General features: G+C 68.3%; 24 protein-coding genes and 1 pseudogene. 16 read left to right on the forward strand and 9 right to left on the reverse strand.

Annotated elements, in window-relative coordinates; all coding sequences use genetic code 11:
- The first annotated feature begins 5 nt into the window (after window positions 1–5).
- The 4 genes from OG819_RS35750 to OG819_RS35765 all read left to right on the forward strand — a co-directional run bounded on the left by OG819_RS35750 (window position 6) and on the right by OG819_RS35765 (window position 3,977).
- Window positions 6–1,238 (forward strand): CaiB/BaiF CoA-transferase family protein, encoded by a 1,233-nt coding sequence (locus OG819_RS35750; protein WP_266633799.1) that lies wholly within the window; start codon window positions 6–8, stop codon window positions 1,236–1,238.
- Window positions 1,235–2,020, forward strand: a complete 786-nt coding sequence (locus OG819_RS35755) for a crotonase/enoyl-CoA hydratase family protein (RefSeq protein ID WP_266653270.1) — start codon at window positions 1,235–1,237, stop codon at window positions 2,018–2,020. The genes OG819_RS35750 and OG819_RS35755 overlap by 4 nt, the downstream gene beginning before the upstream one ends.
- A gap of 65 nt (window positions 2,021–2,085) precedes the next feature.
- On the forward strand, window positions 2,086–3,075 hold the full coding sequence (locus tag OG819_RS35760) for a 3-hydroxyacyl-CoA dehydrogenase NAD-binding domain-containing protein (RefSeq protein WP_266633795.1): 990 nt from the start codon (window positions 2,086–2,088) through the stop codon (window positions 3,073–3,075).
- A complete protein-coding gene (locus OG819_RS35765; RefSeq protein WP_266633793.1) occupies window positions 3,072–3,977 on the forward strand; it encodes a 3-hydroxyacyl-CoA dehydrogenase in 906 nt (301 codons plus the stop codon). Before OG819_RS35760 ends, OG819_RS35765 begins: the two co-directional genes overlap by 4 nt.
- 336 nt (window positions 3,978–4,313) lie before the next feature.
- Here OG819_RS35765 and OG819_RS35770 read toward each other — a convergent pair whose 3' ends face one another.
- Window positions 4,314–5,849 (reverse strand): AMP-binding protein, encoded by a 1,536-nt coding sequence (locus tag OG819_RS35770; RefSeq protein ID WP_266653272.1) that lies wholly within the window; start codon window positions 5,847–5,849, stop codon window positions 4,314–4,316.
- A gap of 327 nt (window positions 5,850–6,176) precedes the next feature.
- Between OG819_RS35770 and OG819_RS35775 the strand changes: the two genes are divergently transcribed.
- Entirely contained in the window at window positions 6,177–6,698 is a 522-nt protein-coding gene (locus tag OG819_RS35775) for an HAD domain-containing protein (RefSeq protein WP_266635138.1), read from the forward strand.
- 178 nt (window positions 6,699–6,876) lie between these two features.
- Here OG819_RS35775 and OG819_RS35780 read toward each other — a convergent pair whose 3' ends face one another.
- Together OG819_RS35780 and OG819_RS35785 are read right to left on the reverse strand one after the other, a co-directional pair.
- Window positions 6,877–9,729: a type 2 lanthipeptide synthetase LanM family protein gene (locus OG819_RS35780; RefSeq protein ID WP_266653274.1), complete on the reverse strand. Its 2,853-nt coding sequence runs from the start codon at window positions 9,727–9,729 to the stop codon at window positions 6,877–6,879.
- 361 nt (window positions 9,730–10,090) lie between these two features.
- The gene (locus OG819_RS35785; RefSeq protein ID WP_266633787.1) at window positions 10,091–10,291 is read right to left on the reverse strand and encodes a DUF6229 family protein; all 201 of its coding nucleotides are present in this window, start codon (window positions 10,289–10,291) and stop codon (window positions 10,091–10,093) included.
- A 737-nt stretch (window positions 10,292–11,028) separates the two neighbouring features.
- Here OG819_RS35785 and OG819_RS35790 point away from each other — a divergent pair.
- On the forward strand, window positions 11,029–12,033 hold the full coding sequence (locus OG819_RS35790) for a substrate-binding domain-containing protein (protein ID WP_266653276.1): 1,005 nt from the start codon (window positions 11,029–11,031) through the stop codon (window positions 12,031–12,033).
- A gap of 170 nt (window positions 12,034–12,203) precedes the next feature.
- Here OG819_RS35790 and OG819_RS35795 read toward each other — a convergent pair whose 3' ends face one another.
- On the reverse strand, window positions 12,204–13,205 hold the full coding sequence (locus tag OG819_RS35795; RefSeq protein WP_266653277.1) for a LacI family DNA-binding transcriptional regulator: 1,002 nt from the start codon (window positions 13,203–13,205) through the stop codon (window positions 12,204–12,206).
- A gap of 468 nt (window positions 13,206–13,673) precedes the next feature.
- Between OG819_RS35795 and OG819_RS35800 the strand changes: the two genes are divergently transcribed.
- From OG819_RS35800 to OG819_RS35825, 6 genes and pseudogenes are all read left to right on the forward strand, one after another.
- Window positions 13,674–14,624 carry a TIM barrel protein gene (locus OG819_RS35800; RefSeq protein WP_266653279.1) on the forward strand — a complete coding sequence of 317 codons (951 nt, stop codon included), beginning with the start codon at window positions 13,674–13,676 and terminating at the stop codon, window positions 14,622–14,624.
- Window positions 14,625–14,632: 8 nt separating this feature from the next.
- Window positions 14,633–16,066, forward strand: a complete 1,434-nt coding sequence (locus OG819_RS35805) for a sugar porter family MFS transporter (protein ID WP_266653281.1) — start codon at window positions 14,633–14,635, stop codon at window positions 16,064–16,066.
- A 20-nt stretch (window positions 16,067–16,086) separates the two neighbouring features.
- On the forward strand, window positions 16,087–17,106 hold the full coding sequence (locus OG819_RS35810; RefSeq protein ID WP_266633779.1) for a Gfo/Idh/MocA family protein: 1,020 nt from the start codon (window positions 16,087–16,089) through the stop codon (window positions 17,104–17,106).
- The gene (locus OG819_RS35815) at window positions 17,103–17,972 is read left to right on the forward strand and encodes a sugar phosphate isomerase/epimerase (RefSeq protein ID WP_266653283.1); all 870 of its coding nucleotides are present in this window, start codon (window positions 17,103–17,105) and stop codon (window positions 17,970–17,972) included. Before OG819_RS35810 ends, OG819_RS35815 begins: the two co-directional genes overlap by 4 nt.
- A 277-nt stretch (window positions 17,973–18,249) precedes the next feature.
- Window positions 18,250–18,789: a GNAT family N-acetyltransferase gene (locus OG819_RS35820; RefSeq protein WP_266633775.1), complete on the forward strand. Its 540-nt coding sequence runs from the start codon at window positions 18,250–18,252 to the stop codon at window positions 18,787–18,789.
- A gap of 18 nt (window positions 18,790–18,807) precedes the next feature.
- Window positions 18,808–19,149, forward strand: a pseudogene (locus OG819_RS35825) (hypothetical protein); the annotation flags it as partial.
- Between the two features lie 3 nt (window positions 19,150–19,152).
- Here the strand turns inward: OG819_RS35825 and OG819_RS35830 are convergent.
- Window positions 19,153–19,299: a hypothetical protein gene (locus tag OG819_RS35830; RefSeq protein WP_266655609.1), complete on the reverse strand. Its 147-nt coding sequence runs from the start codon at window positions 19,297–19,299 to the stop codon at window positions 19,153–19,155.
- Between the two features lie 1,091 nt (window positions 19,300–20,390).
- A complete protein-coding gene (locus OG819_RS35835) occupies window positions 20,391–20,888 on the reverse strand; it encodes a MarR family transcriptional regulator (protein WP_266653285.1) in 498 nt (165 codons plus the stop codon).
- A gap of 260 nt (window positions 20,889–21,148) precedes the next feature.
- Between OG819_RS35835 and OG819_RS35840 the strand changes: the two genes are divergently transcribed.
- Window positions 21,149–21,592 carry a transposase gene (locus OG819_RS35840; protein ID WP_266653287.1) on the forward strand — a complete coding sequence of 148 codons (444 nt, stop codon included), beginning with the start codon at window positions 21,149–21,151 and terminating at the stop codon, window positions 21,590–21,592.
- Here the strand turns inward: OG819_RS35840 and OG819_RS35845 are convergent.
- Together OG819_RS35845 and OG819_RS35850 are read right to left on the reverse strand one after the other, a co-directional pair.
- Window positions 21,589–22,650, reverse strand: a complete 1,062-nt coding sequence (locus OG819_RS35845; protein WP_266623315.1) for an IS3 family transposase — start codon at window positions 22,648–22,650, stop codon at window positions 21,589–21,591. The genes OG819_RS35840 and OG819_RS35845 overlap by 4 nt on opposite strands.
- On the reverse strand, window positions 22,592–23,059 hold the full coding sequence (locus OG819_RS35850; protein ID WP_266625405.1) for a transposase: 468 nt from the start codon (window positions 23,057–23,059) through the stop codon (window positions 22,592–22,594). The genes OG819_RS35845 and OG819_RS35850 overlap by 59 nt, the downstream gene beginning before the upstream one ends.
- A 32-nt stretch (window positions 23,060–23,091) precedes the next feature.
- On the opposite strand from OG819_RS35850, the gene OG819_RS58720 reads away from it, so the two are divergent.
- Both OG819_RS58720 and OG819_RS35860 read left to right on the forward strand, forming a co-directional pair.
- Window positions 23,092–23,238, forward strand: a complete 147-nt coding sequence (locus tag OG819_RS58720; protein WP_323139394.1) for a transposase — start codon at window positions 23,092–23,094, stop codon at window positions 23,236–23,238.
- 284 nt (window positions 23,239–23,522) lie between these two features.
- Window positions 23,523–23,681: a hypothetical protein gene (locus OG819_RS35860; protein ID WP_266633769.1), complete on the forward strand. Its 159-nt coding sequence runs from the start codon at window positions 23,523–23,525 to the stop codon at window positions 23,679–23,681.
- A 517-nt stretch (window positions 23,682–24,198) separates the two neighbouring features.
- Here OG819_RS35860 and OG819_RS35865 read toward each other — a convergent pair.
- A complete protein-coding gene (locus tag OG819_RS35865; RefSeq protein ID WP_266650140.1) occupies window positions 24,199–25,497 on the reverse strand; it encodes an ISAs1 family transposase in 1,299 nt (432 codons plus the stop codon).
- A gap of 134 nt (window positions 25,498–25,631) precedes the next feature.
- Between OG819_RS35865 and OG819_RS35870 the strand changes: the two genes are divergently transcribed.
- Entirely contained in the window at window positions 25,632–25,940 is a 309-nt protein-coding gene (locus OG819_RS35870; protein ID WP_266653289.1) for a MarR family transcriptional regulator, read from the forward strand.
- The last annotated feature ends 508 nt before the right edge of the window (window positions 25,941–26,448 follow it).

Consider the following 26,448-nt stretch of genomic DNA (forward strand, 5'->3'; position numbering starts at 1 on the left):
CGACAATGACCAACGCATACGTCTTCACCGGCCTGAAGGTCCTCGACGCGTCGAGCTTCATCGCGGGACCGGCCGCGGCCACCGTGCTCTCCGACTTCGGAGCGGACGTCATCAAGATCGAGCCACCGGGCACGGGCGACCCCCAGCGGCGGCTGAGCTCCGTACCGCCCAGCCCCCGGGCAGAGGCCAACTACAGCTGGCACCTCGCCAACCGCAACAAGCGCGGCATGGTGATCGATCTGAAGTCACCGGCGTCCGTCGAGGTCCTCAAACGTCTCGTCGAGTGGGCCGACGTGGTGATCACCAACTTCCCGCACGGCACGCGCGAGAAGCTGCACCTGGGTTACGAAGAGGTCGCGGGCTGGAACCCACGGGTCGTCTACGCCGACATCACGGGCTTCGGCGATGCCGGTCCCGACGCCGGGCAGCCGGGCTTCGACCTGACCGCCGCCTGGTCGCGCAGCGGGCTGCTGGCCTCCACCCGGGACGCGGGGGCCCCGCCGACGGTCCCGGTCTGGGGCAGCGGCGACTACATGTCGGCGATCGCGATCTACGCGGCGATCGTGACCGCCCTGTACCGCCGCGAGCGGACGGGACAAGGGGCCAGCGTCGGGACGTCGCTGCTCGCCGCGGGCGTCTGGGCCACGGGAACGCTCGTGGCCGGCGCGCTCGCCGGCGGCACGCCGTTCGAGCTGCACGACCGGAAGGCGCCGGCGAACCCGCTGATCAACCCCTACCGGACCGCGGACGACGAGTGGTTCATGCTGGTCGCCTCACCCTCGCACTGGCCGGGACTGACGCGAGCCATCGGGCACCCCGAGCTGCTCGAGGATCCCCGTTTCGCGGACATCGCGGGCTTCGTCAAGAACGCCGCCGCGCTGAGCGAACTGCTCGACGCCGAGTTCCGCTCGCGGCCCTTCGCCCACTGGAAGGACGCCCTGACCCGTGAACGCGTCACTTACAGCCTCATTCAGACGCCGGAGGAGGCCGCGCAGGACCCACAGCTGCGCGCGAACGACATCGTCGTGCCGCTGGAAGGAGTCAGCGGGCTGGCGGAAACCATCAGCAGCCCGGTCAACCTCCGAGGGGTGCCGAAGGTGCCCGCGAAGCGAGCGCCGGACCTGGGCGAGCACAACGACGAGATCCTCGCCGAGTTGGGATTCGGCCCCGCCGAGATCGCCGAGCTGCGCGCCCAGGGAGCGGTTCCCGGCCCGCCGGAAGCGGAGGGGTCACGATGAGCACGGCGGCGCCCGAAGCGGCCGACTTGGTGCTCCAGGAGCGCCACGGCGGCGTGCTGACCATCACCATCAACCGCCCGGCGCGGAAGAACGCCGTAGACCATGAGGTCGCGGTACAGCTCGCGGCGGCGGTGGATGTGCTCGACGCGGACCCGGAGCTGTCGGTCGGCGTGCTCACGGGCGCGGGTGAGGTGTTCAGCGCGGGCATGGACCTCAAGGCGTTCGCCAAGGGCGAGCTGCCGTTGCTGCCCGGCCGGGGCCTGGGCGGGCTCACCCGCGCGTCGGTGCGCAAGCCGTTGGTCGCCGCGGTCGAGGGCTGGGCGCTCGGCGGTGGCTTCGAGCTGGTGCTCGCCTGCGACCTCATCGTCGCCGCGGAGGACGCCCGCTTCGGGTTTCCCGAGGTCATGCGTGGTCTCGTGGCGGCAGAGGGCGGACTGGTCAAACTGCCTCGCCGCCTTCCGTACCACGTCGCCGCGCGCGTACTGCTCACGGGCGAGCCGCTGACCGCCGCCGAAGGCAAGGATTACGGGCTCGTCAATGAGCTGACCCCGCCTGGCGCCGCGCTGGACGGGGCCCGGGAGCTGGCGGGCTGCGTCGCGCGGAACGCACCGCTTGCCCTGGCGGCCGTCAAGGAGGTCCTGCGCGAAACACAGGGCCTTAAGGAAAGCGACGCGTTCAGACGCCAGGACGAGCTCACGAGCGGGCTGGCCACCAGCGAGGACGCGCGGGAAGGCGCACGGGCGTTCGCCGAGAAACGCGCCCCCGTATGGCACGGCCGCTGACGCCGGCCGCCTCAGCCGCCTCACCCCCGGTGCCCGTGTCCGACTTTCAGGAGCAGTGAGCAGTCATGAACGCACACAAACCCCTCCACCGCGTGGCGATCGTCGGCACCGGCACGATCGGTGCGAGCTGGGCGACGCACTATCTCGTCCAAGGCTTCGACGTCACAGCGACCGACCCCACCCCCACCGCGGAGACGGCCCTACGGTCGTACGTGGAGACGGCATGGGACGCGGCTGCTTCGATCGGGCTCGCCCCCGACGCCTCGCCCGATCGCCTGAGCTTCACCGCGGACCTGCGTCAGGCCGTCGGGGACGCCGATTTCGTACAGGAGAACGCGCCGGAGCGTCCGGAACTCAAGGTCAAATTGTTCGCCGACATCGACGAGGCCACGCCGCCGGACGCGATCATCGCGTCGAGTTCGTCGGGCATCACGATGAGCGTCATCCAGGCCGAGTGCCGGCGTCCGGAGCGGACCGTCATCGGTCATCCCTTCAACCCGCCGCACATCGTGCCCCTGGTCGAGGTCGTCGGCGGGACGAGGACCGCCCCGGAGACGATCCGGGACGTCATGTCGTTCTACGCCGCGATCGGCAAGAAGCCCATTCACCTCAAGAAGGAGCTTCCCGGGCACGTCGCCAACCGTATCCAGGCCGCGTTGTACCGCGAAGTCGTATACCTGGTCCAAGAGGGCGTGCTCGACGTGGCGGACTCCGACGACGCGGTGTCCTGGGGGCCGGGGCTCAGATGGGGCGTCATGGGTCCCCATCTGCTGTGGCATCTCGGTGGAGGAGAGGGCGGCATCCATCACTTCATGGACACTCTTATGCCGCGGATGGTGGCGTCCTGGAACGAACTGGGCACCCCCGAGTTCACGCCCGAGCTCAAGGAGAAGATCGTGGGCGGCGTCCTGGAGGAGGCGGACGGCCACTCGGTCGAGGAACTGGCCGCCCGGCGCGACGCGATGCTGTCCGCCCTGCTGGCCGTGCGCGCCGAGCACGACCCGTTCGGCCCGCGAAGCGCCGCGGCGGGTCGCCCGGCGAGGGAGGATTCGTGACGCGGCGCCAGGAAAGGCTGTTCGTGCTCGAGGCCAGCAGTGGCGGTCGTCTGTTCTCCGTGAACCCCGACGGCTCCGACATGAAGGTCGTCGTCACCGGGTGCAGGATCCCAGACGGGGTCACCGTCGATGTCCTGGCCGGGCACGTCTACTGGACGAATATGGGCCTTCCCCCGGAGAACGACGGCTCGATCGAACGCGTGGACCTGGACGGAGGTAACCGGACGACGATCGTCCCCGGCGGCGTCACGCACACGCCGAAGCAGCTCCACTTCGAGGCCGCCGGCCGGAAGTTGTACTGGGGTGATCGCGAAGGCATGCGCGTGATGCGCTGCGACCTCGACGGCTCGAACGTCGAGACCCTCGTGCAGACGGGAGAGGGAGAGGAAGATCGCCGCGACGAGACCAAGTGGTGCGTGGGAGTCGCCGTCGACCCGGTCGGCGGACACCTCTACTGGACACAGAAGGGCCCGAGTGACGCGGGACTCGGGAAGATCCTGCGGGCCGGAATCGACCTGCCCGCCGGGGAGAGCGCGGCCGAACGAGGCGACATCGAGGTGCTGTTCGAGGGGCTGCCGGAGCCGATCGACCTGGAGCTCGACCTCGGCGAGCGCATGCTGTACTGGACGGATCGCGGAGACCCGCCGCGGGGCAACAGCGTGAACCGCTCGCCGTTGGACCAGCCGGAAGGGCGGCGGACCCCCGAGATCCTGTTGACCCACCTCATGGAAGGCATCGGCCTCGCCCTCGATCCGGACGACGGCCGCATGTACGTGACCGACCTGGGCGGGAACGTCTACGCGGCCGATCTCGACGGATCGAACCGGAGGGAGATCCTCATCCTGCAGGGCAACCTCACCGGCATCGCCCGTGCCGTGCTGCCGACCGGCACGGGGGTCTAGTTGTGGCCTGGGGCGCCCGTGAAACTGCCCTGCCGCCCCTCGTCATCCGGACGATTCGCTCAACAGGGCCTGCCGCGCCTTGCGTTCGACCCGGTACAGGCACGAACTCACGCACAGGCCGGTCCGCGAAGGACGCGTGAGCCGTGGCGACGCCATCCCCACCCCGGCGCGCGACCGGCCCACTGCGATTGCCGATGCCCACCTGTCTCTGGACGTCTCAACGGCCGTGGTCTTCGGTTCCCGGAAGGCCGGCGCCGTCCGGCAACACAGGAGTACAGCAGCACCGGCGCCCCTGGCCATCACGACAGCGGCATCGGCCCCCACCTGGCGGACAGCTCAGCCAACGCCCCGCTCGCGGCCCTCCCAGTACGGCTCCCGCAACTTGTACTTCTGGAGCTTGCCGGTCGCCGTACGAGCCAACTCCTCCCGGAACTCGACCGAAGTCGGCGCCTTGAAACCGGCCAGACGCTCCTTGCAGAACCGGATCAGCTCGTCCTGCGTCACCTGCACGCCGGGAACAGCGACCACCAACGCCTTGACGGTCTCGCCCCACTTCTCGTCCGGCACCCCGATCACCGCGACCTCGGCAACCGCCGGATGGCTGAAGAGCACGTCCTCCACCTCGATCGACGAGACGTTCTCCCCGCCCGTGATGATCACGTCCTTCTTGCGGTCACTGATCGTCAGATGGCCGTACTCGCCGATCGACCCGCCGTCCCCCGTATGGAACCACCCCCCGGACAACGCCCGCGCAGACTCCTCCGGCTGCTCCCAATATCCCTCCAGAACGACGTTCGAGCGTGCGAGCACCTCCCCCTCGTCGTCCGTGCGGAGCGTCACGCCCAGCGCGGGGGCACCCGCCCGGACCAGCTTCTCCGCCCGCTCCGCGGTGTCGAGGCCGTCCCACTCGGCACGGGCCCGGTTGACGGTGAGCAGCGGCGAGGTCTCGGTGAGGCCGTAGATCTGAATGAACTCCCACCCCAGCTCCGACTCGACACGTGCGACCGTCCGGGTCGGCGGCGGAGCACCCGCAACAATGATCCGCACCCGGTCACGGCCCGGAATCTCCCCCTCCCAGGACTCGGCGGCTGCCAGCACCGCCCCCACCACCGCGGGCGCCGCGCACATCACCGTCACACCGTGCTCGGCCACCCGGCGCAGGATCTCGGCCCCGTCCACCTTGCGCAGCACGATCTGCCGCACGCCCAGGGCCGACATCGCGAACGGCATGCCCCAGCCGTTGGCATGGAACATCGGCAACGTGTGCAGATACACATCCCGGTCCGTCACCCCTGCGTGCAACGCGAAAGTGACCGCGTTCACCCAGATGTTGCGATGGGTGATCTGTACCCCCTTGGGCCGGGCCGTCGTACCACTGGTGTAGTTGATGGTCGCGGTGGCGTTCTCGTCCGGCTCCCAGGCCCGCGGGGCAGCGTCGAATCGGTACAGCTCGGCGTCGGCGACGGCCCCGAGCGTGAAGCGGTGCCTGCAACCGACACCGGCCAGACGCTCCGTCAGCTCGGGGTCGACAAGGAGCACATCAGCCCCTGAGTGAGCGACGATGTAGCTCACCTCGTCCGCGGTCAGGCGGAAGTTGACCGGGACGAGCACCCTTCCGAACCCGCTCACACCGAAGAACGACGTCAAAAGCCGCGCGCTGTTCGGCGAGACCACCGCCACCCGAGCACCCGGCGGCACACCCAGCGCATCCAGCCCGGCAGCCTGAGCCCGCGCCAACTCGCCCACCCGCCGGTATGTCAGCCCTTCCCAGACCTCGGCCGGTTGGTCCGGCTCGTCAACGACGCCGACCCGGTCGGCATACACAGCGACGGCACGGTCCAGAAAATCACGGACCCCGAACGGGACGATCATCACAGCCTCCGAAGCTCGACCAACACAGAGCTTCTATCCCGCCACGCCCTCACGCATCCCGACAAGCCGTCCGACACGGCCGCACGGTCGTCGTGGCAGTGACGCCGCAGCACTCGAAGGCACGTACCGGCGCGCTGGATGTCCGCTTGATACGCATCCCGTCGAACAGCGCCTTCGTGTCAGCCGAAGCGGCGAGCGCCGCGACGCCCCGGCTCCTCCTTCGATCCGGTCCTTGCTGACCGTGAGCAAACCGTCCTGCAAGGTCACGGCGAACCATGAGCCGTGATCGAGACGGTCCCCGTGGTGATCTGTCGCTATCGTGCTGGAGTGACTGGCTCTCCGCAGCGTCCACTGCTGTTTCTCGATGTCGACGGACCGCTCATCCCGTTCGGCGCGGCGCCCGAGCAGTATCCGGTTCATACCACCCGCAGTGAACCGCTTGCTGCCGATGCGAATCCGCTCTTGACCCGCCTCGATCCAGAGCACGGGCCTCGGCTGGCGGCGCTGCCGTGCGAGGTGGTCTGGGCCACGACGTGGATGGCTGACGCGAACGAGTGCATCGCCCCCCGCCTCGGTCTGCCGCCGCTGGCTGTGGTGATCTGGCCAGAACCGTCCGACGTCGATGATGAGGACGAGCGGAACGGACTGCACTGGAAGACCCGCACCCTTGTCGAATGGGCGGCGGGGCGCCCGTTCGCCTGGGCCGATGACGAGGTAACCGACACCGATCGGGCCTGGGTCGCCGCTCACCACCCGGCAGACGCCCTGCTCCACCGGGTCGATCCCCGCCGTGGTCTGACTGATCACGACTACGCGGTTCTCGGATCCTGGCTGGGACGGTTGGTCTGATGTGCGGCCGGCGCAGGTGCGACTGGATCGGGAGGAGAACCCCAGCGGGCTTGCCCAGCGTTCTCCGGGAGCCGACCGGCCTCGGCGGGTTCTGCTGCTCGCGCCCCGCACGTCAACGACGTCCGGGGCGTCAACGGAGCGGCCGGCCGCTCGGGTTCACGGAGCGCGGCTGGTCGGGTCAGTCGAGGAGAAGGGGATTGGGCAGGGTGGCCGAGGGGTGCATGCGGAGGAGGGTGTGGAGGACTCCTGAGAGGCCGGACATGAGGCTGGGTGAGAACGCTTCGCGGGCCAGGCCGCCGACCGGGCCGCGTTGTTCGAGGCCGGTGAGGATCTCGGCGTCGAGGTCGGAGGGGTCGCCGAAGTTCAGCGACGTGAGGAACTCCCAGAGGCCCAGGCCGCCGTGGCACAACGTATGGCTCCAGCCGAAGCCCTCGGCTGCGCTGGCGCGTGCGGCCCGGTGGGCCATGTCGAGGTGGGCGGGAGCGCCCGTGCGCCGGTGGAGATCGAGCATGGCGACGCCGACCCCCGCGCTGCCGTGGCACCAGCTGGTGAAGAAGTCCTCCTCTGCGCCGATGCGGACGTCGAGCCAGTTGCCGTGCTCGGGTTGGTAGAGGGACTCCTGATAGGCGAAGGCCCGTTCGGCGAGGTGGGTCCAGTCGCGCCGTTCGGCCGCGGAACCCGCGTCGCTGAGGGCGAGCCGGGTCAGCGCCCAGCCGATGCCGGTGGCGCCGTGGGCGAAGCCGCCGATGCCCTCGGGGTTGAGCCGGGTCGTCCAGCGGGCGCCGCCGGCGTCGATGGTGGCCAGTCTGCTCAGTCGGCGGCCTATGTGCGCGGCGGCGCCGAGCCAGCGGTCCTGTCCGGTCGCCGCGGCCAGGTTGAGCAGGGGGACGACTCCGCCGGCCGCCCCGTTGAGGAGGTCCACCTCGATGTCGTCCTCGACCAGTCGGCCCTCCGCGAGCAGCAGGGCCCTCGCGGCGGCCCGCTCCAGCAGCCACTCCTCACCGAGCACCCGGTGCAGCGCCAGCCACGTCCACACCTGCGACGCGGCGCCGCTGAACGCGCCGGGTGACGGCGTCGGCGTCCGGTCCTCGGTGCCGACCAGGACTCGTAGTGCCCCCTCGAACGTCTCGGCGACGCCCGGCACCTCGTCCGCCCGCCCGGCCCGCACCTCGGTCACGTACTCCGCGAGCGTCAGCGCCACCCCGCCCTGCCCGGTGTAGAGGTCGGCGGGCAGCACCCTGATGGACCATCCCGCGGGGCTGAAGACAGGGCTGATCCAGGTGACCGTACCGTCCTCACCGCGCACCGCCCCGTCGCACAGCCGCCGTACCATCTGCGCGGCCAGGTCGCGTCGGCGCCGCTCCCGGTCCCGGGCGTGCGGGTCGCGGGCGGCGACCTGCACCCGCGTGGGCAGCGAACGCTCATTGAGGTACGCGCCCACCAGCGCGTCCTGGATCACCGACTCCTCCAGCGCCAGGTCGGCTGTGCGCCAGTCCTCGACGGTGTTCCGTACGGCGGCGACGTCCACGGTGAAGGTGAACATCGGCACGTCACCGGCCAACAGGTCCGCGATCTCGCCGTCGATGGCAGCACGGTCGGTCGGCGCGCCGGGCAGCACCTCGGCGTTGCGCCGAAGGATGTCCCGGGCCCGTTCGACCGCCGTCGACTCGTCGTGGAGCGACGCCGGGTGCCACAGCATCCGGCCGATGTCGACGTACGCCTGCGTGGGCCGCAGGATCCGCCGCGCCTGGGCGCCTTCGAAGCGGCGCAGCAGCCGGTACGGGTCGGTCCCGGGCCGGCGCAGGTGCGCGGTCATCTCGCGGAAGCCGGCCAGGATCCGGTCCCAGTACGCGCTCAACACAGGAGTGGGGCTGGGGTGGTTGCCCGCGGTGGGCATCGCCACCAGGTCCACCTCGAAACGGGCTGCCGCGGTGCCGCCGTCCGCGATGACCGGGTTCGGGATCAGCGGCTGCTGGCCGGGAAGCGACCCGACGCCGGAGATGTCCACCCCGCCGAGTGCGAAGCCGGTCCCGCGTACGGGTAGCAGTCCGGTACGCAGCACCGTACGGCGGATGGCCGCCGCGGCCACGTCGACCGCGTCGCCCCGGCCGCTGGGCGGGAAGGGCGCGGGGGCGTCGAAGAGCGTCTCGGCATCCACGATCACCGGCACCGGGCCCGCGGCGATCATGTTCTCGGCGTGCATGTCGGTGCCGCCGGTGAAGCGGAGGACGGCCAGCCAGTGACCGACGTTCCGGTAGAACGCGGCGAGTTCGGCCTCTCCCGCGCAGTAGCGGTGGCGGACGAACTCGGCCCAGCCGTAGCCCTCGCGCACTCGCGTCCTCGGCACCCGGATGCGCTCGTCCGGCGACGGGGCACCGGGGAAGTCCGCGTAGAGCTCGTCCAACAGCGCGCCGAGCGCCACGTCGGCCTCGGACGGCCGGGGTTTGTACATGACGCTCCCCCCGGCGAAGTCGACTCGGCTGACCGTCAGGCCGCCCCGATGGGTGTCGCCCGCCCCGAACGCGACGGCCCGCATCTCCCCCGCGGAGCCCCCCAGCAGCGGTCGCAGCAGTTCGCGGTCCGCGGCGAGCCGTTCCGCGAAGCCGACCGTCGCCGCCACCGACAACCGTGCCACCGACGCGATCCTCGGGCCGACGTTCGGGTATCGGCCGGCCAGCCGGTCGAGATAGCCCTCCTCCGCGGCCCGCTCCAGGAACGCGGTCCACGTCTGCGTGTCGGATCCCGCCGCCGCGCCTTCGGCGTGCCGTGCGCCGCCCGCTGCGATGCGCAGCGCGTGCAGTTCGATCAGGAACAGCCGGGACAGCTTCGCGTGCAGGGACTTGAGCAGGGCGGTGTGGCCGGCTTCCAATACCACTTCCCGCTCCTCCCGGCCCAGGGCGTCCACGCCGGCCAGCCGCCGGGCCAGCTGTTCCCGCCACGGGCGGGCGATGGTGCGTACGGGTTGGGCGAACCACTCCGCCTCGTCCCTCTTCTCCGGCCTTTCCGGCTTTTCCGGCGCCGATCCACTCACCGTCCACCCTCCCGCTCCGCCATGAACTCGCTTCTTCCGGTCGTTCCGAAGTCGCGCAGGGAACCGTGCGACCAGCCCGGACACATCCGCACCCGGCAGCAACCGACCGAGCGGGAAACCGCCGCATCCCTGACGCGCACAGGGGCGGGCGGCTACGAGCTCGGCAGGGTGCGGCGCGTTCCCGGGTGCGGACGCGTCGTGGCCTGGCGCGCGGTTCCCTACGCTCCTGCTTTATGAACCGCACCCCGCAGGGGTGTCCGGGAAGAGGCACACTCCGCAGGAGAGTCGGTCAAAAAGCGCGCCCCGGAAATGGCACTCCGGGCAGGCCCTCCACAAAGGGCCTTGGAGTCACCACAGGCGTTCAGCAACACCAGCTGCCGTGTGACCCACTCGGGCTGGAACAGAAGCCGTAGAGGGAGTCACTCGGGTCGGTGAGCGCGGCCTCGGCGGCGGCGCCGCCGACGTAGAGGGGCCCCGCGGGGTTGGTCTGGCCGTACGCGCTCTCGGCGCCCGCCAGCCAGGCATCGAGCACGGCGATGGTGGCAACACTGGTCTGGGGCATGAGAGACCTCCGGTGGATGTGGGGATTGGGACGGATTGCCCAGCCCTGAGTATCGCCGGGTTCGAACACCCGTCAGACGTCCAATCTGGCCAAAGCCATGTGGTGTTCGTGCGGCCTACCGCCGTCTACGGGACGGGCGGGACGGCGACACGGCCGAGCGGCGACCGGCCGGTCACAGCGGACGCCGGTCCTCCGACTCCAAGCTCCGGCCAAGGTTCCGCACCTACGAGGAGCCCCTGAAGAGCGAAGTGGGGACGCGACGGCGCCCGTCCGGTCACCGGAGGCCGGCCGACAACCGGACGACCTCGATCTCACACCCCCTCAAACCCCGGTCCAGACTGGCCACTTGGCCAACAAGCGCACCTGCGGTCTCCGAGGCGGCTCCCTTGAGATCGACGACCACCCAGGGCCACCCACCGCCGTATCCAGCCCCCGCCACATGTCGGAACGTCCTGACAAACCTGTTGACACGACTTGAGGAGCGCTCCATAGTACGTGCCACTAGAGCGCGCTAATAAAGCGCTCTAGTCGCGAACGGCCAGCGGTCCGCACCCATGACCGCCGCCACCCCACCGCTCCACGTTCCGCCGACACACACCAACCGCGGCCGCCGAGCCGGACCGAGCAGGACCGAACCGGCCCCCTCCTCGTCATCGAAAGCCATCGAGTCAGGCCGCCGGCCATCGACGCCCCCAGCCAGAACCCGCCCTGACCCCGTACAGAGAGGTGCAACGAACATGCGCAGAAACCACCGAACAGCCGCCTTGGCCGGTGTTGTTCTCACCTGCACGCTCATCGCCGCCGGCTGCTCCAGCAGCTCGGGCGGCAAGAAGTCCGAGGAAGGCGGCGCGGCCGCCTCCGTGGGCAAGGCCGACACCCCACGCATGACCGTGGCCATGATCACCCACGCCGCCCCGGGTGACACCTTCTGGGACCTGATCCGCAAGGGTGCCCAGGCCGCGGCCGCCAAGGACAACGTCAAGCTCGTCTACTCCAGCGACCCCAACGCGGGCAACCAGGCCAACCTCGTGCAGAACGCCATCGACCAGAAGGTCGACGGCATCGCGCTCACCGCGGCCAAGCCCGGCGCCCTGAAGTCGGTGGTGGCCAAGGCCGAATCAGCCGGCATACCGGTCGTGGGCTTCAACTCCGGCTTGGACGACTGGCAGCGGCTCAACATGCTCGAGTACTTCGGCCAGGACGAGAACATCGCCGGCCAGGCCTTCGGCCGGCGACTGAGCCGGCTCGGCGCCAAGCACGCTCTCTGTGTCATCCAGGAGCAGGGGCAGGTCGCGTTGGAGGCCCGCTGCGCCGGGCTGAAGAAGGGATTCACCGGCAAGACGGACCCCCTCTACGTCAACGGCACCGACATGCCGTCCGTGAAGGCGACGATCACGGCCAAGCTCCGGCAGGACTCCTCCATCGACCAAGTGGTCACACTCGGCGCCCCGTTCGCACTGACGGCCGTGCAGTCGGCGCAGGACGCCGGTAGCAAAGCCAAGATCGCCACCTTCGACCTCAACAAGGACCTGGTGAAGGCCGTCCAGAGCGGATCGGTCGAGTTCGCGGTCGACCAGCAGCCGTATCTCCAGGGCTACCTCGCCGTCGACGCCCTGTGGCTGTACAAGACCAACGGAAACGTCAGCGGAGGCGGCACCGCGCCCGTGCTCACCGGACCTGCCTTCGTCACCAAGGAGAACGTCGGCATCGTCGCCAAGTTCGCTCAGAACGGCACGCGATAGCAGCATCCGACCGGCGCTGTGGGCACAGCGACCGAGCCTCCCTTCGCCGCATCGGTCAGTCCTCGGCGGCGAGGGAGGCACCGCCGCGTACGCCGAAGCCCACGGCATGCGCCCGGGTCACCCTGCATGGCAGACGCAATCACACCGCGGTCCGACGCCGCCTTTACCCCTCAGGGCAGTTCCGGCGGAACCGGCCCGCTCGTACCACGCACCACGAGCTTCGGGTCCAGCACCGCCTCTCGAGGCTCCAGGCCCTCGTCCTCCAGCCGTTCCACGGCGAACCGCACCGCGTGCTCGGCCATCAGGACCGCATTCTGGCGAACCGTCGTCAGGCCGATCGGCATCAAGTGGGAGAGATGGCTGTCGTCGTAACCGATGACGGACATGTCGCGCGGAACGTCGACGCCTGCCCGCGCCAGAGCCATCAGCAAACCCATCGCGCACCGGTCGTTGCCCGCGAGAACCGCTGTCGGCAGCGGCTGCCCGCCGTCGCGCTCCGCCAGGAGCACCCTGCCGGTCTCGATGCCTGACCGCTCCGTGTGGTCGCCGGGGATCACCCGCAGCTCCGACTCCAACCCATGGTGGCGCATCGCGGCCCGGTAGGCGCGACGGCGTTCGACCGAGCCGGGACCCCGGCCGCCGTCGATGTGCACGATACGGCGGTGGCCCTGCTCGACCAGGTGTTCCATGGCCTGCCGTATGCCCTTCGCCTCGGCGCTGTGCACGAAGTCGACACGGGCGCGAGGGACCCGGCGACTGACCGAGACGGTCGCCGTACGGTGACCGAGTTCCTCCAGGTACGCCGGCTCCGCCTCCGGACCGAGCAGGATCAGCGCCTCACAACGGTGGCTGAGCAGAGCCTCCACGGCCTTGGCCTCACTGCGGCCCTGGGAGCTCGCGGAGAGGACGACGTCGTAGCCGAGCCGTTCGGCCTCGGGGTAGATGCCCTCGATCAGGTCCGAGTGGAACGTCTGGTGGACAGTGAACATCACGCCTAGCGTGCGACTGCGGCCGCGGGCCAGCAGCCGGGCCGCGCTGTCCGGGCGGTAGCCGATCTCGTCGGCGACGCGCAGCACCCGCTCACGGGTCTCCGGACTCGCGCCGGGCTGATTCCTGAAGATGATCGAGACCAGCGCACGGGAGACACCCGCCTTCTCAGCGACGTCCGTCATCGTAGGCCGCTGCTTGCCCGACGCGTCCACCTGCGTACCCACCCTTCGACGGCGCCCACCCTACGGGCAGTCGCGAAATCTCCCAGCAACAAGCTATTGACATGACATTTGGACAGGAGCCATCGTACTCGGACTAGAGCGCGCTAGTAGAGCGCGCGAGAAGATCCGTTTCCCGCACCGCTTACAGGGATCCCCGGAGTGAGAGGAACGACAGTGAAGCGAGGAGCCGAGCCGCTCCGCCACCCTCGCGGAGCCCGCCTCGGGCGAAGGCGGGGACGACGGCCCCCGGGAAGACGGTGAAGCCATCTCCCGACCTCGACCTCCACCTCGGCCTCGGCCTCGGCCTCGACCGGCAACCGGCAACCGGCAACCGGCAACCGGCAACCGATGTTCCGGCAGGACCCCGACCACACACAGAAGACCCGCGCAAAATCCCCCGTCCCCATCCCTCTCCCCCAAGGACACGCCATGGCAACGGCGCCATCCCCACTCCGCACCACCGCGGGCAACCTCTGCCTGGGCTCGGCCCCCGACTCCTGGGGCGTCTGGTTCCCCGAGGACGAGCACCAGGTGACGTACCCGCGCTTCCTCGACGAACTCGCGCAGGCCGGCTACGAGTGGCTTGAGCTCGGCCCCTACGGTTTCCTCCCCACCGACCCGCAGCGGCTGAAGGCCGAACTCGACGCCCGTGGGCTCCAGGTCTCCGGCGGCACCGCCTTCGGCGCGCTGCACCGGCCGGAAGCCTGGGACGAGATGCTCGCCCACGTAAGGCAAGTGGCCACGCTGACCGCCGCCGCGGGCGCCCACCATCTGGTCCTGATCCCGCCCATGTACCGGGACGAGAAGACCGGCGGGTTCACTGAGCCGCCCGAGCTGACCGCCGCGCAGTGGGCGGGCTTCGGCCGGGCCGCCGACCGTCTCGGCCGACTCCTGCTCGATGACTACGACGTACGGCTTGTGATCCACCCGCACGCCGACAGCCACATCCAGACCCAGCCCGAGATCGAGCGGCTGCTGAACGAGTCCGACAGCCGGTACACCAATCTCTGCCTGGACACCGGCCATGTGGCATACGGCGGTGGCGACAACCTGGACCTGATTCGCCGCTTCGGGGAACGCGTCGGCTATGTGCACATCAAGCAGATGGACCCGGCGGTCCTCGTCCAGGTGGCCAAGGAGAACCTCTCGTTCGGCGAGGCCGTACAACGCGGGGTGTGCGTGTCCCCGCCGGAGGGCGTGCCGAGCCCGGCCGATGTGGTGGCCGAACTCGCAAAACTCGAAGCCGAGTTGTTCGTGATCGTCGAGCAGGACCTGTACCCGTGCGCTCCCGATGTGCCGCTGCCCATCGCCGTACGCACCCGTGAACACCTGGCCGGTTGCGGCCTCTCCGGAACCCGACGACCGAAGACCACCTGCTAGGAGGCGCCATGGATGTCAGGGACGGCACGGCAACGGCACTCACCACCCCACCCCGGATCACCGACGACGCACCGGCCGCGGTACGACGAAGGCTCCGGGTCATCACCGTCATCGCCACCTTCGGCGGACTCCTCTTCGGCTACGACACCGGCGTCATCAACGGTGCCTTGCCGTACATGACCGACGACCTGGGACTGACCCCGGTCACCGAGGGCATGGTCACCAGCTCGCTGCTGCTGGGCGCCGCCCTCGGGGCCGTGGCCGGCGGCCGGCTCTCGGACGCGCGGGGCAGGCGGCGCAGCATCCTGACGCTGGCCGTGCTGTTCTTCGTCGGCGCACTCGGCTGCACGCTGGCCCCGACCACCGCGGTCATGGTGGTCGCGCGGTTCGTACTCGGCCTCGCGGTCGGCGGCGCGTCGGTGACCGTACCCGTCTACCTCGCGGAGATCTCGCCCGCGGAGCGACGCGGCGCACTGGTCACCCACAACGAACTCATGGTCGTCAGCGGTCAGTTGCTCGCCTTCACCTCCAACGCGATCATCGCCGACGTGGGTGGTGAGTCCGGCGGTGTCTGGCGCTGGATGCTCGCGATCGCCACGATCCCGGCCGTCGTGCTCTGGTTCGGCATGCTGGTCATGCCGGACAGCCCCCGCTGGCTTGCTTCCCAGAGCCGCTTCAACGAGGCCTTCGAAGTACTCAGGCAGGTCAGGTCCGAGGCCCGGGCCCAGGCCGAACTGAGCGAGGTGTCCGCGCTCGCCGTCAAGGACGAGCAGGAAAAGCTCGGTGGCTGGAGGGACATGAAGGCCACTCCCTGGGTGCGCCGACTGATGTTCATCGGCTTCGGCATCGCGATCGTGCAACAGATCACCGGCGTCAACACGATCATGTACTACGGCACCCAGATCCTCACTGACGCCGGCTTCACCGCCGACAGCGCGCTGACGGCGAACATCGCCAACGGTGTGATCTCGGTGCTGGCCACCTTCGTCGGCATCTGGCTCCTGGGTCGCGTCAACCGCCGCCCCATGCTGATGACCGGTCAGGTCGGCACCACCTGCGCCCTGTTGCTGATCGGCGTGTTCTCGCTGGCGTTGCCGGAAGGCACGGGCCGTGCGTTCGCCGTGCTGGCGATGACCGTCACCTTCCTCGCCTTCCAACAGGGCGCGATCTCGCCGGTGACCTGGCTGATGCTGTCGGAGATCTTCCCGATGCGGATGCATGGACTCGGGATGGGCATCGCGGCCGTGGTGCTGTGGCTGACCAACTTCGCGATCGGCCTGGTCTTCCCGTCCCTGGTCTCCGGGATCGGTATCTCCCACACCTTCTTCCTCTTTGTCGTGGCGGGTGTCCTCTCCCTCGTCTTCGTCAAGCTCTACGTCCCCGAAACCAGGGGCCGCACCCTCGAAACCCTCCAAGCCGAACTCCGCACACGCTTCTCCTGACCCTCGAAGGAAAAACGACCATGACCGTACGGGTAGGCGTCATCGGCGCCGGAATGATCGGCCAGGACCACATACGACGGCTCACCGAGGTCGTCACCGGCGCCGCCGTCACCGCCGTGACCGACCTTGACCAGGCCCGGGCAGCCGAGGTGGCCGCCCGTGTGGGCGCGATGGCGCTGCCGACCGGCGCCGAGCTGACCAACTCTCCCGACGTGGACGCCGTCCTCGTCACCTCCTGGGGTCCAACCCATGCCGAGCACGTCCTGAACGCCCTCGCCGCAGGCAAGCCCGTCTTCTGTGAGAAGCCCCTCGCCACAACCGCTGAGGACTGTATGCGCATCCTCGAGGCCGAGCGCGCCCACGGCCGCCGCCTCGTGCAGGTCGGCTTCATGCGCCGATTCGACGCGGGCTACCGCCAGATGAAGCAGGTCATCGCCTCCGGCGCCCTCGGTGCCCCGTTGATGGTGCACTGCGCCCACCGCAACGCCGACGTCCCCGAGTCGTACACCTCCGCCATGGCCGCCCAGGACACGGCCGTGCACGAAATCGACGTGTTGCGCTGGCTGCTCGACGACGAGATCGTCTCCGCTCAGGTGATCACCCCACGCGCCACGAGCCACCGCTTCGAGCACCTGAAGGACCCTCAGATCATGCTCTTCGAGACCGCGAACGGCGTCCGAATCGATCTGGAGGTCTTCGTCAACTGCCAGTACGGCTACGACATTCAGTGCGAGACCGTCGGCGAGAGGGGCCTCACCCGCCTGCCCGACCCGGCCGCCGTCGCCATCCGCACCGCAGGACGGCACACCACCGCCGTCATGGATGACTGGAAGGCCCGTTTCACGGATGCCTTCGACACCGAGTTCCGCGAATGGGTCGCGGCCATCGGGACCGACGGCGAGCCCACCGGCCCGTCCGCCTGGGACGGCTACGCCGCCACCGTCATCACCGACGCGGCGGTCCGGTCCCTGGAATACGACGGCGCCGTCGTCACCGTGGACATGAAGCCCCGCCCCACCCTTTACGGAGGCACCGCATGAAGATCGCCCTCGACCCGTACATGTTCCGCGCCCTGCCGCTCGACGAGATGGTGCGGACGGTCGCCGACCTCGGCTACCAGTACATAGAGCTGTCCCCGCGAGACGACTTCATGCCGTTCTTCCTTCACCCACGGGCGGACGACGAGCGCGTGGCCGACTTGAAGAACTCGCTGCGCAGGCACGGCGTCCAGCTCTCCTCCGTGCTTCCGCTCTACAAGTGGTCCTCACCCGACGAGACCGAGCGGCAGGCTGCCGTCCGCTACTGGAAGCGGATGATCGAGATCACCGCCGAGCTCGAATGCCCATTGGTGAACTCGGAGTTCAACGGCCGCCCCGAGCGAGCCGCCGAGAGCGAGGCAGCCTTCTGGCGTTCCATGGAGGAACTGCTGCCCGTCTTCGAAAGCGAGGGCATCGCCCTCAACCTGGAGGCGCACCCGGACGACTTCTGTGAGGAGAACACATCGGCGGTCGACCTCGTACGCGCCGTCAACAAGACCTGGGTGAACTACCTCTACTGTGCCCCGCACTCCTTCCACCTCTCCGGAGCGTCGGACGGTGGTGCGGACGTCGCAGCGATGATGCGCCACGCGGGCGACAAGCTCCAGCACGTGCACATCGCGGACTCTTTCAACCACAAGGGATCGTCCGGCCTGCGCTACATCCTCAACCCGCCCGGCACCACAACCCGCGTCCACCAACACCTCGACATCGGCCAAGGCGAGGTCGACTGGGACGCCTTCTTCGGCACGCTCCGCGAACTGAACTTCGACGGCGTCGCCACCGCCTGCGTCTTCGCTTGGGAGGAACGCGCCCGGGAGTCCTCGGCGTTCATGCTGGACCGCATCAGCAAGGAACTCGCCGCGTAACGCGAGCTGCCTCCGAGGCCGAGCGGTCTCCTCCTCGGGGGCAGGCCCGTCTCCTCAAGCCGGCACCGTCATCACGCAATGTGCACCTGATGCCCGTTCTCGTGTACACGACGCCGCTGACCCCGACGTGGTGGATGTCACGGCGAGGGACACCGCCCACCGCACCGCGCCCGGCTGATTCGCGGTCTCAGGCGGTCGGGCGCCTGGAGAGGGGTGCGTCCCTGGGTGCGGGAAAAAGGGATTGCCTCCAGGTCAGAGTTCACGTTGGCTGGGCAGCATGTCCGAACTGCGCACCGATCGACTCACCCTCCGCCGATGGCGTGACTCCGACGTTGAACCATGGGCGGCGATGAATGCCGATCCCGAAGTTCGGGAGCACTTGGGCGACCTACTTACCCGCGAACAGAGCGATGACTCCGTGGCGCGGTTCCAGGCCGAGTTCGACCAGCGAGGATACGGGTGGTGGGCGGTTGAGGTGCAGGCCACGGGAGAGTTCATAGGCTTCGCGGGCTTGGACCAGGTCGATGACGGCATGCCGTTCACCGGAGTGGAGATCGGCTGGAGGCTCGCCCGCTCGGCCTGGGGACAGGGCTACGCCACCGAGGCCGCGCGGACAGCCCTGGCCCACGGCTTCGACACTCTTGAGCTTCCCGAGATCCTCGCTGTGACCACGGCCACCAACCTCCGTTCACAGGCGGTGATGCGCCGGATCGGCATGACCCGGGACCCGGCCGACGACTTCGACGACCCCACCGCGCCCGCAGGACCACTGCGTACCAACGTGCTGTATCGCATCGCCCGTAGTACGAGGACCTGACCCGATGCCCGCGGGGAGTTGACCGAGCCGGTCCGCACGGCCTGGCGGACCGAGCGGCGCCGTCATGCCCTGGACATCGGACGGCCGCCCGGACACGAGCTGCGCGAGATCATGAACGCGGTCTTGCATGTGAACCGCACCGGGGTGCGGAGCGTCCAACACACCCCCGGGCCCAGGGGATTCACACCCATCCCGAAACGCTGGCCGGTAGAGCGGACCTACGGCCGGCTGATGCTCAACCGCCGTCTGGTCCGCTACGACGAAACCCGCCCTCACCGCTCCGAACCCATGATCCACCTCGCCATGAGCGACCTCATGGCCCGCCGACTCACTCGTGAGAGCACCATCTCCTGGCGCGACCCTTCAAAGCCACTGGAAGAGAGCGCTCACGCCCTCGGGGGCCCTGGCGGCGATCTCCTGGGCGACCCAGCCGCCGAGAGAGTGGCCGGCCACGGAGACCACCCCGGGGACACGGCCGAGCACGCACTCCGCCATCTCGGCGCGCGTCACCTGCCGGTCCAGGACGACGACCTCGCTCGTCGCGACATCCGAGAGAGCCGAGATCTGAGGGGCTCTGGGATGAAGGCCACGTGCTCGTCCATCGTCTCTCCTCCGGTTCGCCGTGGGCCCGAGGCGCCCTCCCTCAGCGGGTGCTACCTCTGCATCCATCGTGTCCCTGCTTCGCGGTATCGGTCCGGTCAGACGGTCCGACCGTGGTGTCGTCTCGCCAGGTGGTGCAGGAGACCCCTGGAATCCGCAGGTCGGAGGCGGTGACTCCGCCTGATCGGGCTTTGCCGATACGTCGCCGAGGCCATGGAGATTCTGGCCGTCCTGGCCCGGACGGGGCTGACTCTGTCCGTGCAGAGACGCGAAGGTCGTTCGCGATCCTTGACGAGACAGTGCCGCCGATCGGATCGCTGCCGACCGACCGTACCGCTTGGGAAGCCGGTGCTGCCGATGGGGAATTAGGTCAACTGCCACCCGCCTGGGGCCGTCGGCGCTCCCCTACAGATGCGCGAGGCAATCACACGCTCCCTGCCGCTCGGATGGATCCGCACCTACGAACCCCGTCGCCGCAGCTGTACGCACGCGCCTGTGAGCTTTGCAGGAGGCCCCGCCCTCATGCCCGGGGCCCGGAAGACCACCCGGGCGGGAACCTTGGTTCGACTGGCAGGCGAACTTCTCACTACGACAACGGCTACCGCTCTCCCCGGTCGCAGGCATGGTGCCACTGGGGAGCTCCAGCGGGCCAAGGCGAGTGCCCTGCGGGCGCAGCTGCACGATGACCACATTGCCGGTGACGTAGAACTGAAGAAGCTCGCGTTCTCGCTGCGGTGCATTTTGGGCTCTCCTGGTTCGCGCGAGTGACGAGTGCGGCTTCCTCACGCTCAACTACTTTAACGCTCAAGTGATTGAGTCGCAAAACTGTCGACGTGGAGAGTTGAGCAGCTTGACCGCACACGCGCCCGCCGGGCCGAGCCGATCGCGGACATGGGGCGCACCTCAGTGGCCCTCGCCTTGGGGGCCACGCACGCTCCCGCCGGGTCGGCACCACCGCCGCGAAATCCCCAAAGAAGGCGCATGCGGTGTGCGCGGTGCGCTCAGCGTGCGGGCGAGTCGATGCGCTGCAGGATGCGCTCAGCGTCCTGGCCGAGCCGACGCAGGCGCTCGCTGGACAGGTTGTCCACCACGAGGTGACGGACATGGGCCACATGGCCGGGCGCGGCCGATTCCAACTTCCTCATACCGTCGGGCAGGAGGATGGCGTTGGTGAAGCGTCCGTCGCTCGGGTCCGGTTCACGCCTGACGTAGCCACGACTTTCCAGTCGTTTCACCATGTGCGACAGCCGGGACAGCGACGAGTTGGTGTGCTCGGCCAGTGTGCTCATGCGCAGGGTCCACTCGGAGGCCTCGGCCAGCATGGCCAGGGCCATATATTCGACCATGCTCAGCTCCGCGTCGCGCTGCAGCTGAGCGTCGATGGCCCAGGGAAGCCTGGAGACCAGGCGGACCACCGACATCCACGACGCCAGTTCGGCCGGCGTGAGCCACAAGTCAGCATGCTCGTCCACCTGCTGAGACTTGTCGGGAGTGGTCATTTCGAGAGCGTACCAGCCTGGCCTGTCGCGATTGGATGCCTGGATCACCGATTCGGACAAGGCCGCAGACGTAGGGCCTCAGGAGCGCCGGATGGCGCCATGGCGCGGTCCGACCCTCCTGAGTGAGCCACGGTGGCGACGTCGACGGGCAAGCCCCGTACCCACTCACCTAATAACTTGAATATTCATGTGACTCTGACGTAACGTGGACGTTGAGTGTTGAACATTATGGAGATCTCTGCATGGAAAGGAAGCGCACTATGAGCGCATTGCTGACAGCCACGGTGGACGTGCGGCGTGCCGACCAGCGGCTTGCGAGCAGTTTGCCCTGGCTCGACTCCAAGCACTCGCAGCTGCGTGAACAGCTGGAACCGCTGCGCAACCCGGCGCTCTTCGCCGCCTGTGCCGAGCTCAACCCCGAGCACGGCGTGGTGCACCAGGCCCTGCAGCTCCTGACGGTGCGTATCCGCCACCTGTCCGAGCAGATCACCGCCCTCAAGAAGCAGATCACTCTCACGATCCGTGCTCTCAACTCCGACCTTCTCAAGGTCTTCGGAGTGGGCCCCGACAGCGCGGCAGCTCTCCTCATCGCTGCGGGAGAAAACCACAACCGCCTCACCAGTGAGGCGTCCTTCGCTGCCCTCTGCGGCGCGAGCCCCGTCGCGGAACCTGTCAAAGCGATCAAGGCAGGTAGATCGTTCTAACGCTGTGCTGGGATCAGTGGGCCGTCTGGTGCCGGCTGGTTGATCCAGGCCGCTGCGGGGAGCTTGGGAGGCTCGGGTGGTTTGCGGACGAAGCGTTCGGGGTGCTTCGCGTAGACCGTCTGGAGGACGTCGGCACGCATCTCGCGGAGCTGCTCGGCGAGACCGAAGTGCACGTCGTAGGGCGTGTGCAGGCCGATCCCGGAGTGCCGATGCTCTTCGTTGTACCAGGTGAAGAACTGGGTGCACCACGCCCGGGCGTCCTCGAGGGATCCGAAACGCTCGGGAAAGTCGTGCCGGTATTTCAGGGTCTTGTACTGGCTCTCGCTGTACGGGTTGTCGTTCGACGTCTTCGGCCGCGAATGCGACTTGGTGACGCCGAGATGGGCCATCATCTGGGCGACGTTCTGCGCGACCATCGGGGACCCGCGGTCCGAGTGGATCGTCAACTGCCCTGGTTCGATACCGTACTTGGCGATCGACTCGGACAGGAACCGCTCGGCGAGGTCCTTGTTCTCGTGGGCGGCGATCATCCAGCCGACCGTGTAGCGGCTGAAGATGTCGATGATCGTGTAGAGGCAGTAGTAGACGCCCTTGACCGGCCCCTTCAGCTTCGTGATGTCCCAGCTCCATACCCGGTTCGGGCCCTCGGCGACCAGCTCGGGAACGGTCCGGGGCGGGTGGACGGCCTGGCGGCGGCGTTCACGGACCTCGCCATGCCGTCGCAGGAGCCGGTACATCGTCGACTCCGAGCACAGGTAGACACCCCGGTCCAGGAGCACCGCGTAGATCTCGGCGGGCGCCATGTCGGCGAACTCCAGGGAATGGAGCACGTCGAGGACCCGTATCTCCTCCTCGGGTGTGAGAGCGCGGGCGTGTCGGCGCCGTTCTGGCCGCGGCTTGGCCGGGGCGGGGCTTCGGCGGTGTTGGCGGTAGTAGGTGGCACGGCTCACGCCGAGAGCGGCGCATGCCTGGACGCGTCCGACCAGCCCGCTGAGCTCTTCAAGGGCCTGATTGCGGGCGGTGTTGAACGCCACGGCCGCGAGCTGGGCTTCGGTCACTGGTTCTTCTCGCCGTTCCGGGTCGGGGCGCTGTCCGTGGCGAACTGGTCGAGCAGCGCGGAGAGTTTTCCTGGACCTCGATGACGGTGCGGGCCTTCGCGAGGTCGGCTTCCAGGCGGGCTTTCTCCGCCTTGAGCTTCTCGATCTCCTTGTCCCTGGGGTCCGCCTTCGGCCGTCCGGCCGACGCGGCGAGCGCGTCCAGGGCACCCTTGTCCCGCTGTTGCCGCCACGTCGTGATCAGCGACGAATACAGGCCCTCCCGCCGCAGCAGAGCACCCTTGCCCTTCTTGTCCAACGTCTCGTACTCCGCGAGGATCCTCGCCTTGTACTCCGCGGTATACCGGCGCGGACCGGCCGAACGGGCTTCTACCTGCGGATCAGGGGTCCCGTGGTCATTCGTGCTGGCCACCCGGGCACTACTCCTTCTCCGCCCTCGACTCAATGAATCATCCAGTATGCCTGACTCGATCTACTTTGACAGAGAGGGTCGAGCATTCATCCGGCAAGAGCCGGCACCGCCGCCTCAACCGCGGCGGCAACCGGCAAGCGAACGCGGCGCTCTACCGCATCGTGCTCACTCGCCTCTGACGCGAGGAACGAACCCAGCACTACCTCGAACGACGCAGCGCTGAGGGCAAGACCAAACGCGAGATCATCCGGTGTCTCAAGCGCTACGTGACACGAGAGATCTATCAATACATTCGAGGCGTCTCACTGCCACAACCGGCACCTGGCACCGGTTGACAGCACATAGGGGCATCAACTTGAACACGCATGTCAGCCGCACCATGCGGGAGCTCATCGACGCCCGATTATGACTGACCGTCTACCAGCTGCCGCCGTACGCACCCGAGTTCAACCTGGTGGAGGGCGTGTGGTCGCTTCTGAAGAGGTCGCTGGCCAACCTCACCGAACACAGTCTCGACCCGCTCACCGCGCTGGTGAAGACGCGGCTGAAACGGATGCGGTACCGTCCCCGCCTCATCGACGGCCTCATCGCCAAGACCGGACTCGACCTCCAACCTCCGTAACCTCAGCCGTTGAAGATCTTTAGCTGCTCGCCGGATCGCCACGTCCCACAATGAGTGAGCATCCACGACCATGATCCACTTTCGCAAGACGGTCTAGTTGAATCACGAACACATTTCTCACAGCTACGCATACGTATTGCGTTCGCCTCCCGTGACACATGGCAACCAGTCGTTTATGGGGATAGGTGAGACTTCACCCCCTCACCCTTGAAAGCCGCCGCTCTACTCTTGCCCATGATCGGCATCCAGGGATCGAAGCGACATGTGCGCGTCGCTTCCGACTACGCACGGGCAATTACACTGTGACCATGGCAGACGCGAAGACGATCAAGCCCCTCAATCGCGACGAGGAGGCCTTCTTGCGGGCCCTCGGCAGAGTGATGTCATTCTTGCCCCGAACCGTCGACGCGGACATGCTCGAGGAACAGCCGATTAGCAGTACGGAGTACATGGTCTTGGTACATCTGTCCGCACGGCCCCGGCGTTGTTCGGTTGTGTCCGGCTTCGTGGTAGTTGATCAGATGCCGTAGACGGCGAAGGCGTCGTTGTGGTTGAGGAGATCGCGGCGGGCGTGGGCGATGTTGGCTCGTCCGGCCAGGCGGAGCGTGCTGATGCCCAGGTTGCGGAAGCTGGCCAGTGCTCGGGGTGCGGTGCCGGTCCTGACCTGGGAGTTGTCCTCATGGAAGGTGACGTCCCGCACCCAGTGGATCTTGTTTTCTATGGACCAGTGGACCCTCTCGTAGTGGTTGAGGTGAGCGGGGCCTGCGAGGTGGGCGGGCAGGCTGGTGACGCCGAAGACGATCTCCTTCCCGGTCCAGGTTCCGTCGAGGCCGCCGGTGTCACGGCGCAGGCGGAAGACCTGTCCCGCGCCGGGGAAGAGGGCGTCGTCGGCTTGGGCGGTGCGGATCGTGCGACGCTCGGTGCGCCCGTGCCCACGGTCGTCCTCGGCCTCGGTGGTCTCGGTCCACTCGGCGTCGGTACCGGCCAGCAGCGCCTGGGCGGCGGCGCGGGCCAGCGGCTGGTTCCCCTTCAGGATCAGGACGTAGTGGGCGTCGAGCCGGTCCGTGATCAGGTGGGCGGTCTTCTTCGTGGTGTGCAGGGCGTCCAGGGTGAACACCCGGCCGGACAAGGCGAGTTGGGCCAGCAGCATGCGGGCCGCCTCGCCCTCGCCGCGCTTGTCCGGAACCTGCCTCTGGCCGAGGACCGCGCCGCTGGCGTGGTCGACCGCCCCGACCAGGAAGACCCGCCCCGATTCGGTGCGGGCGCCGGTCAGGGCCTTGCCGTCGAGAGCCGCAGCGGGCAGCAGCCCGGCCGGCGCCGGGTGTTCCACGGCCCGCTGGGCGGCGCGGCGCTGTTCGCGCTCGATGGGCCCCGGGGTGTCCGGGACCTCGGGCGTCGGTGCCTTTCCGGTCGCGACGTCGGTGACGTATGCGCAGGTCGCCGCGTCCAGCACGTCGGCATCCAGGTCGGCGAGCACGCGGCGGAAGGTGCGCTCGCTGGGCACAAGGTACTGGCCGGCCAGCGGGTCGTACCGGGCGCCGAGGCGGGCCAGTTTGACCTGCGGGGCGCGGGCGGACCACTGCCAGATCGCGGTCATGGAGTCACCACCGACCACCAGCGTCGCGCACGCGGCCAGCACCAGGATCACCACCAGGGGATGCCGCCGCCCACGCTCCGCACGCCGGTCAGGGACCTGCCGCAACCTGCTGACCAGCGCGGATTCCACTGCCACAGGGTCGGCGGCGAGCTCGGCCTCCCACAGCGCGAGATCGGTGAGCTGGCCAAGGACAGGGCTGATCAGGGAGGATGCGGACACGAGCGCGGCTCCTGAGACGATCTTCTGGCGTAGGAACCTGAAAGATCATCAGAGGCCGCGCTCGTCTGGCAACTCGCACCCCTCCCCCTGGGCAAACGACCCAAAACCCATCAAAGATCAACTACGCCGGGGCCGTGCATCTGTCCGAGGCTCCGCACAACCAGATGCGCATGAGTGACCTGGCAAACATGTGTGGGCTGTCCCTGAGCGGCATGACCAGAGTTGTGAACCGCCTGCAATCGCAATCACTTGTACTGCGCGAGAAGTCTCCTGACGACGGAAGAGCGTGGCTCGCCGTCCTCACCAGTTCCGGATGGACGCAACTGAAGCAGGCGTGGCCTACGAACCTCGCCAGTGTGCGGCGCCACGTTTTCTCCCGCCTGGAGGGCTGCGACATCGCCGCGGCCGTCGAGGTGTTGGAGCGCATAGCTCCCCGCTACTGAACTTGATTGGGTGATGTCGGGACCGGCCGCCCGACAGCAGGCGCCCGTCTCGTGCGCCTATGAGTGTGGCCGGGCAGTCCATCGCTGTCCATCTCGGCGAGGCTGGCATTCCAGGCGGGTTGATCGGATACGAGTACCGACCGCTGAGCGAGCCGGTGTACTTCGAGGGGGTCGGTGAGCAGGGGCTGGTCGCCATCGCCACGAGTGGTCTGCGCGGACGCTTCGCCATTGACGTGGCCAGTGGTCACGTGGTGCGGATTCCCAAGATCGAGTCAGCGACGGCCAGTCACGTGAACGGAAACCTCGACTCCTTCAACCGATGCGTCGCGACCGGGATCTCACTCCCCTTCTGCGCGGACGGCGACGAGGAGAAGTGCGAGTACGTGGCGGAAGAGCTGCGCGACCTCGTCTCCGGCATCGACGAGACCACTCTCGTGCGCAACGGATTCTGGGAGACCTTCTCTGCGACGACCTGGCGATCGGGGAATGTGCGGACTGGGCCACGTGA

Source organism: Streptomyces sp. NBC_01549 (assembly GCF_026339955.1).
Lineage (GTDB): Bacteria > Actinomycetota > Actinomycetes > Streptomycetales > Streptomycetaceae > Streptomyces.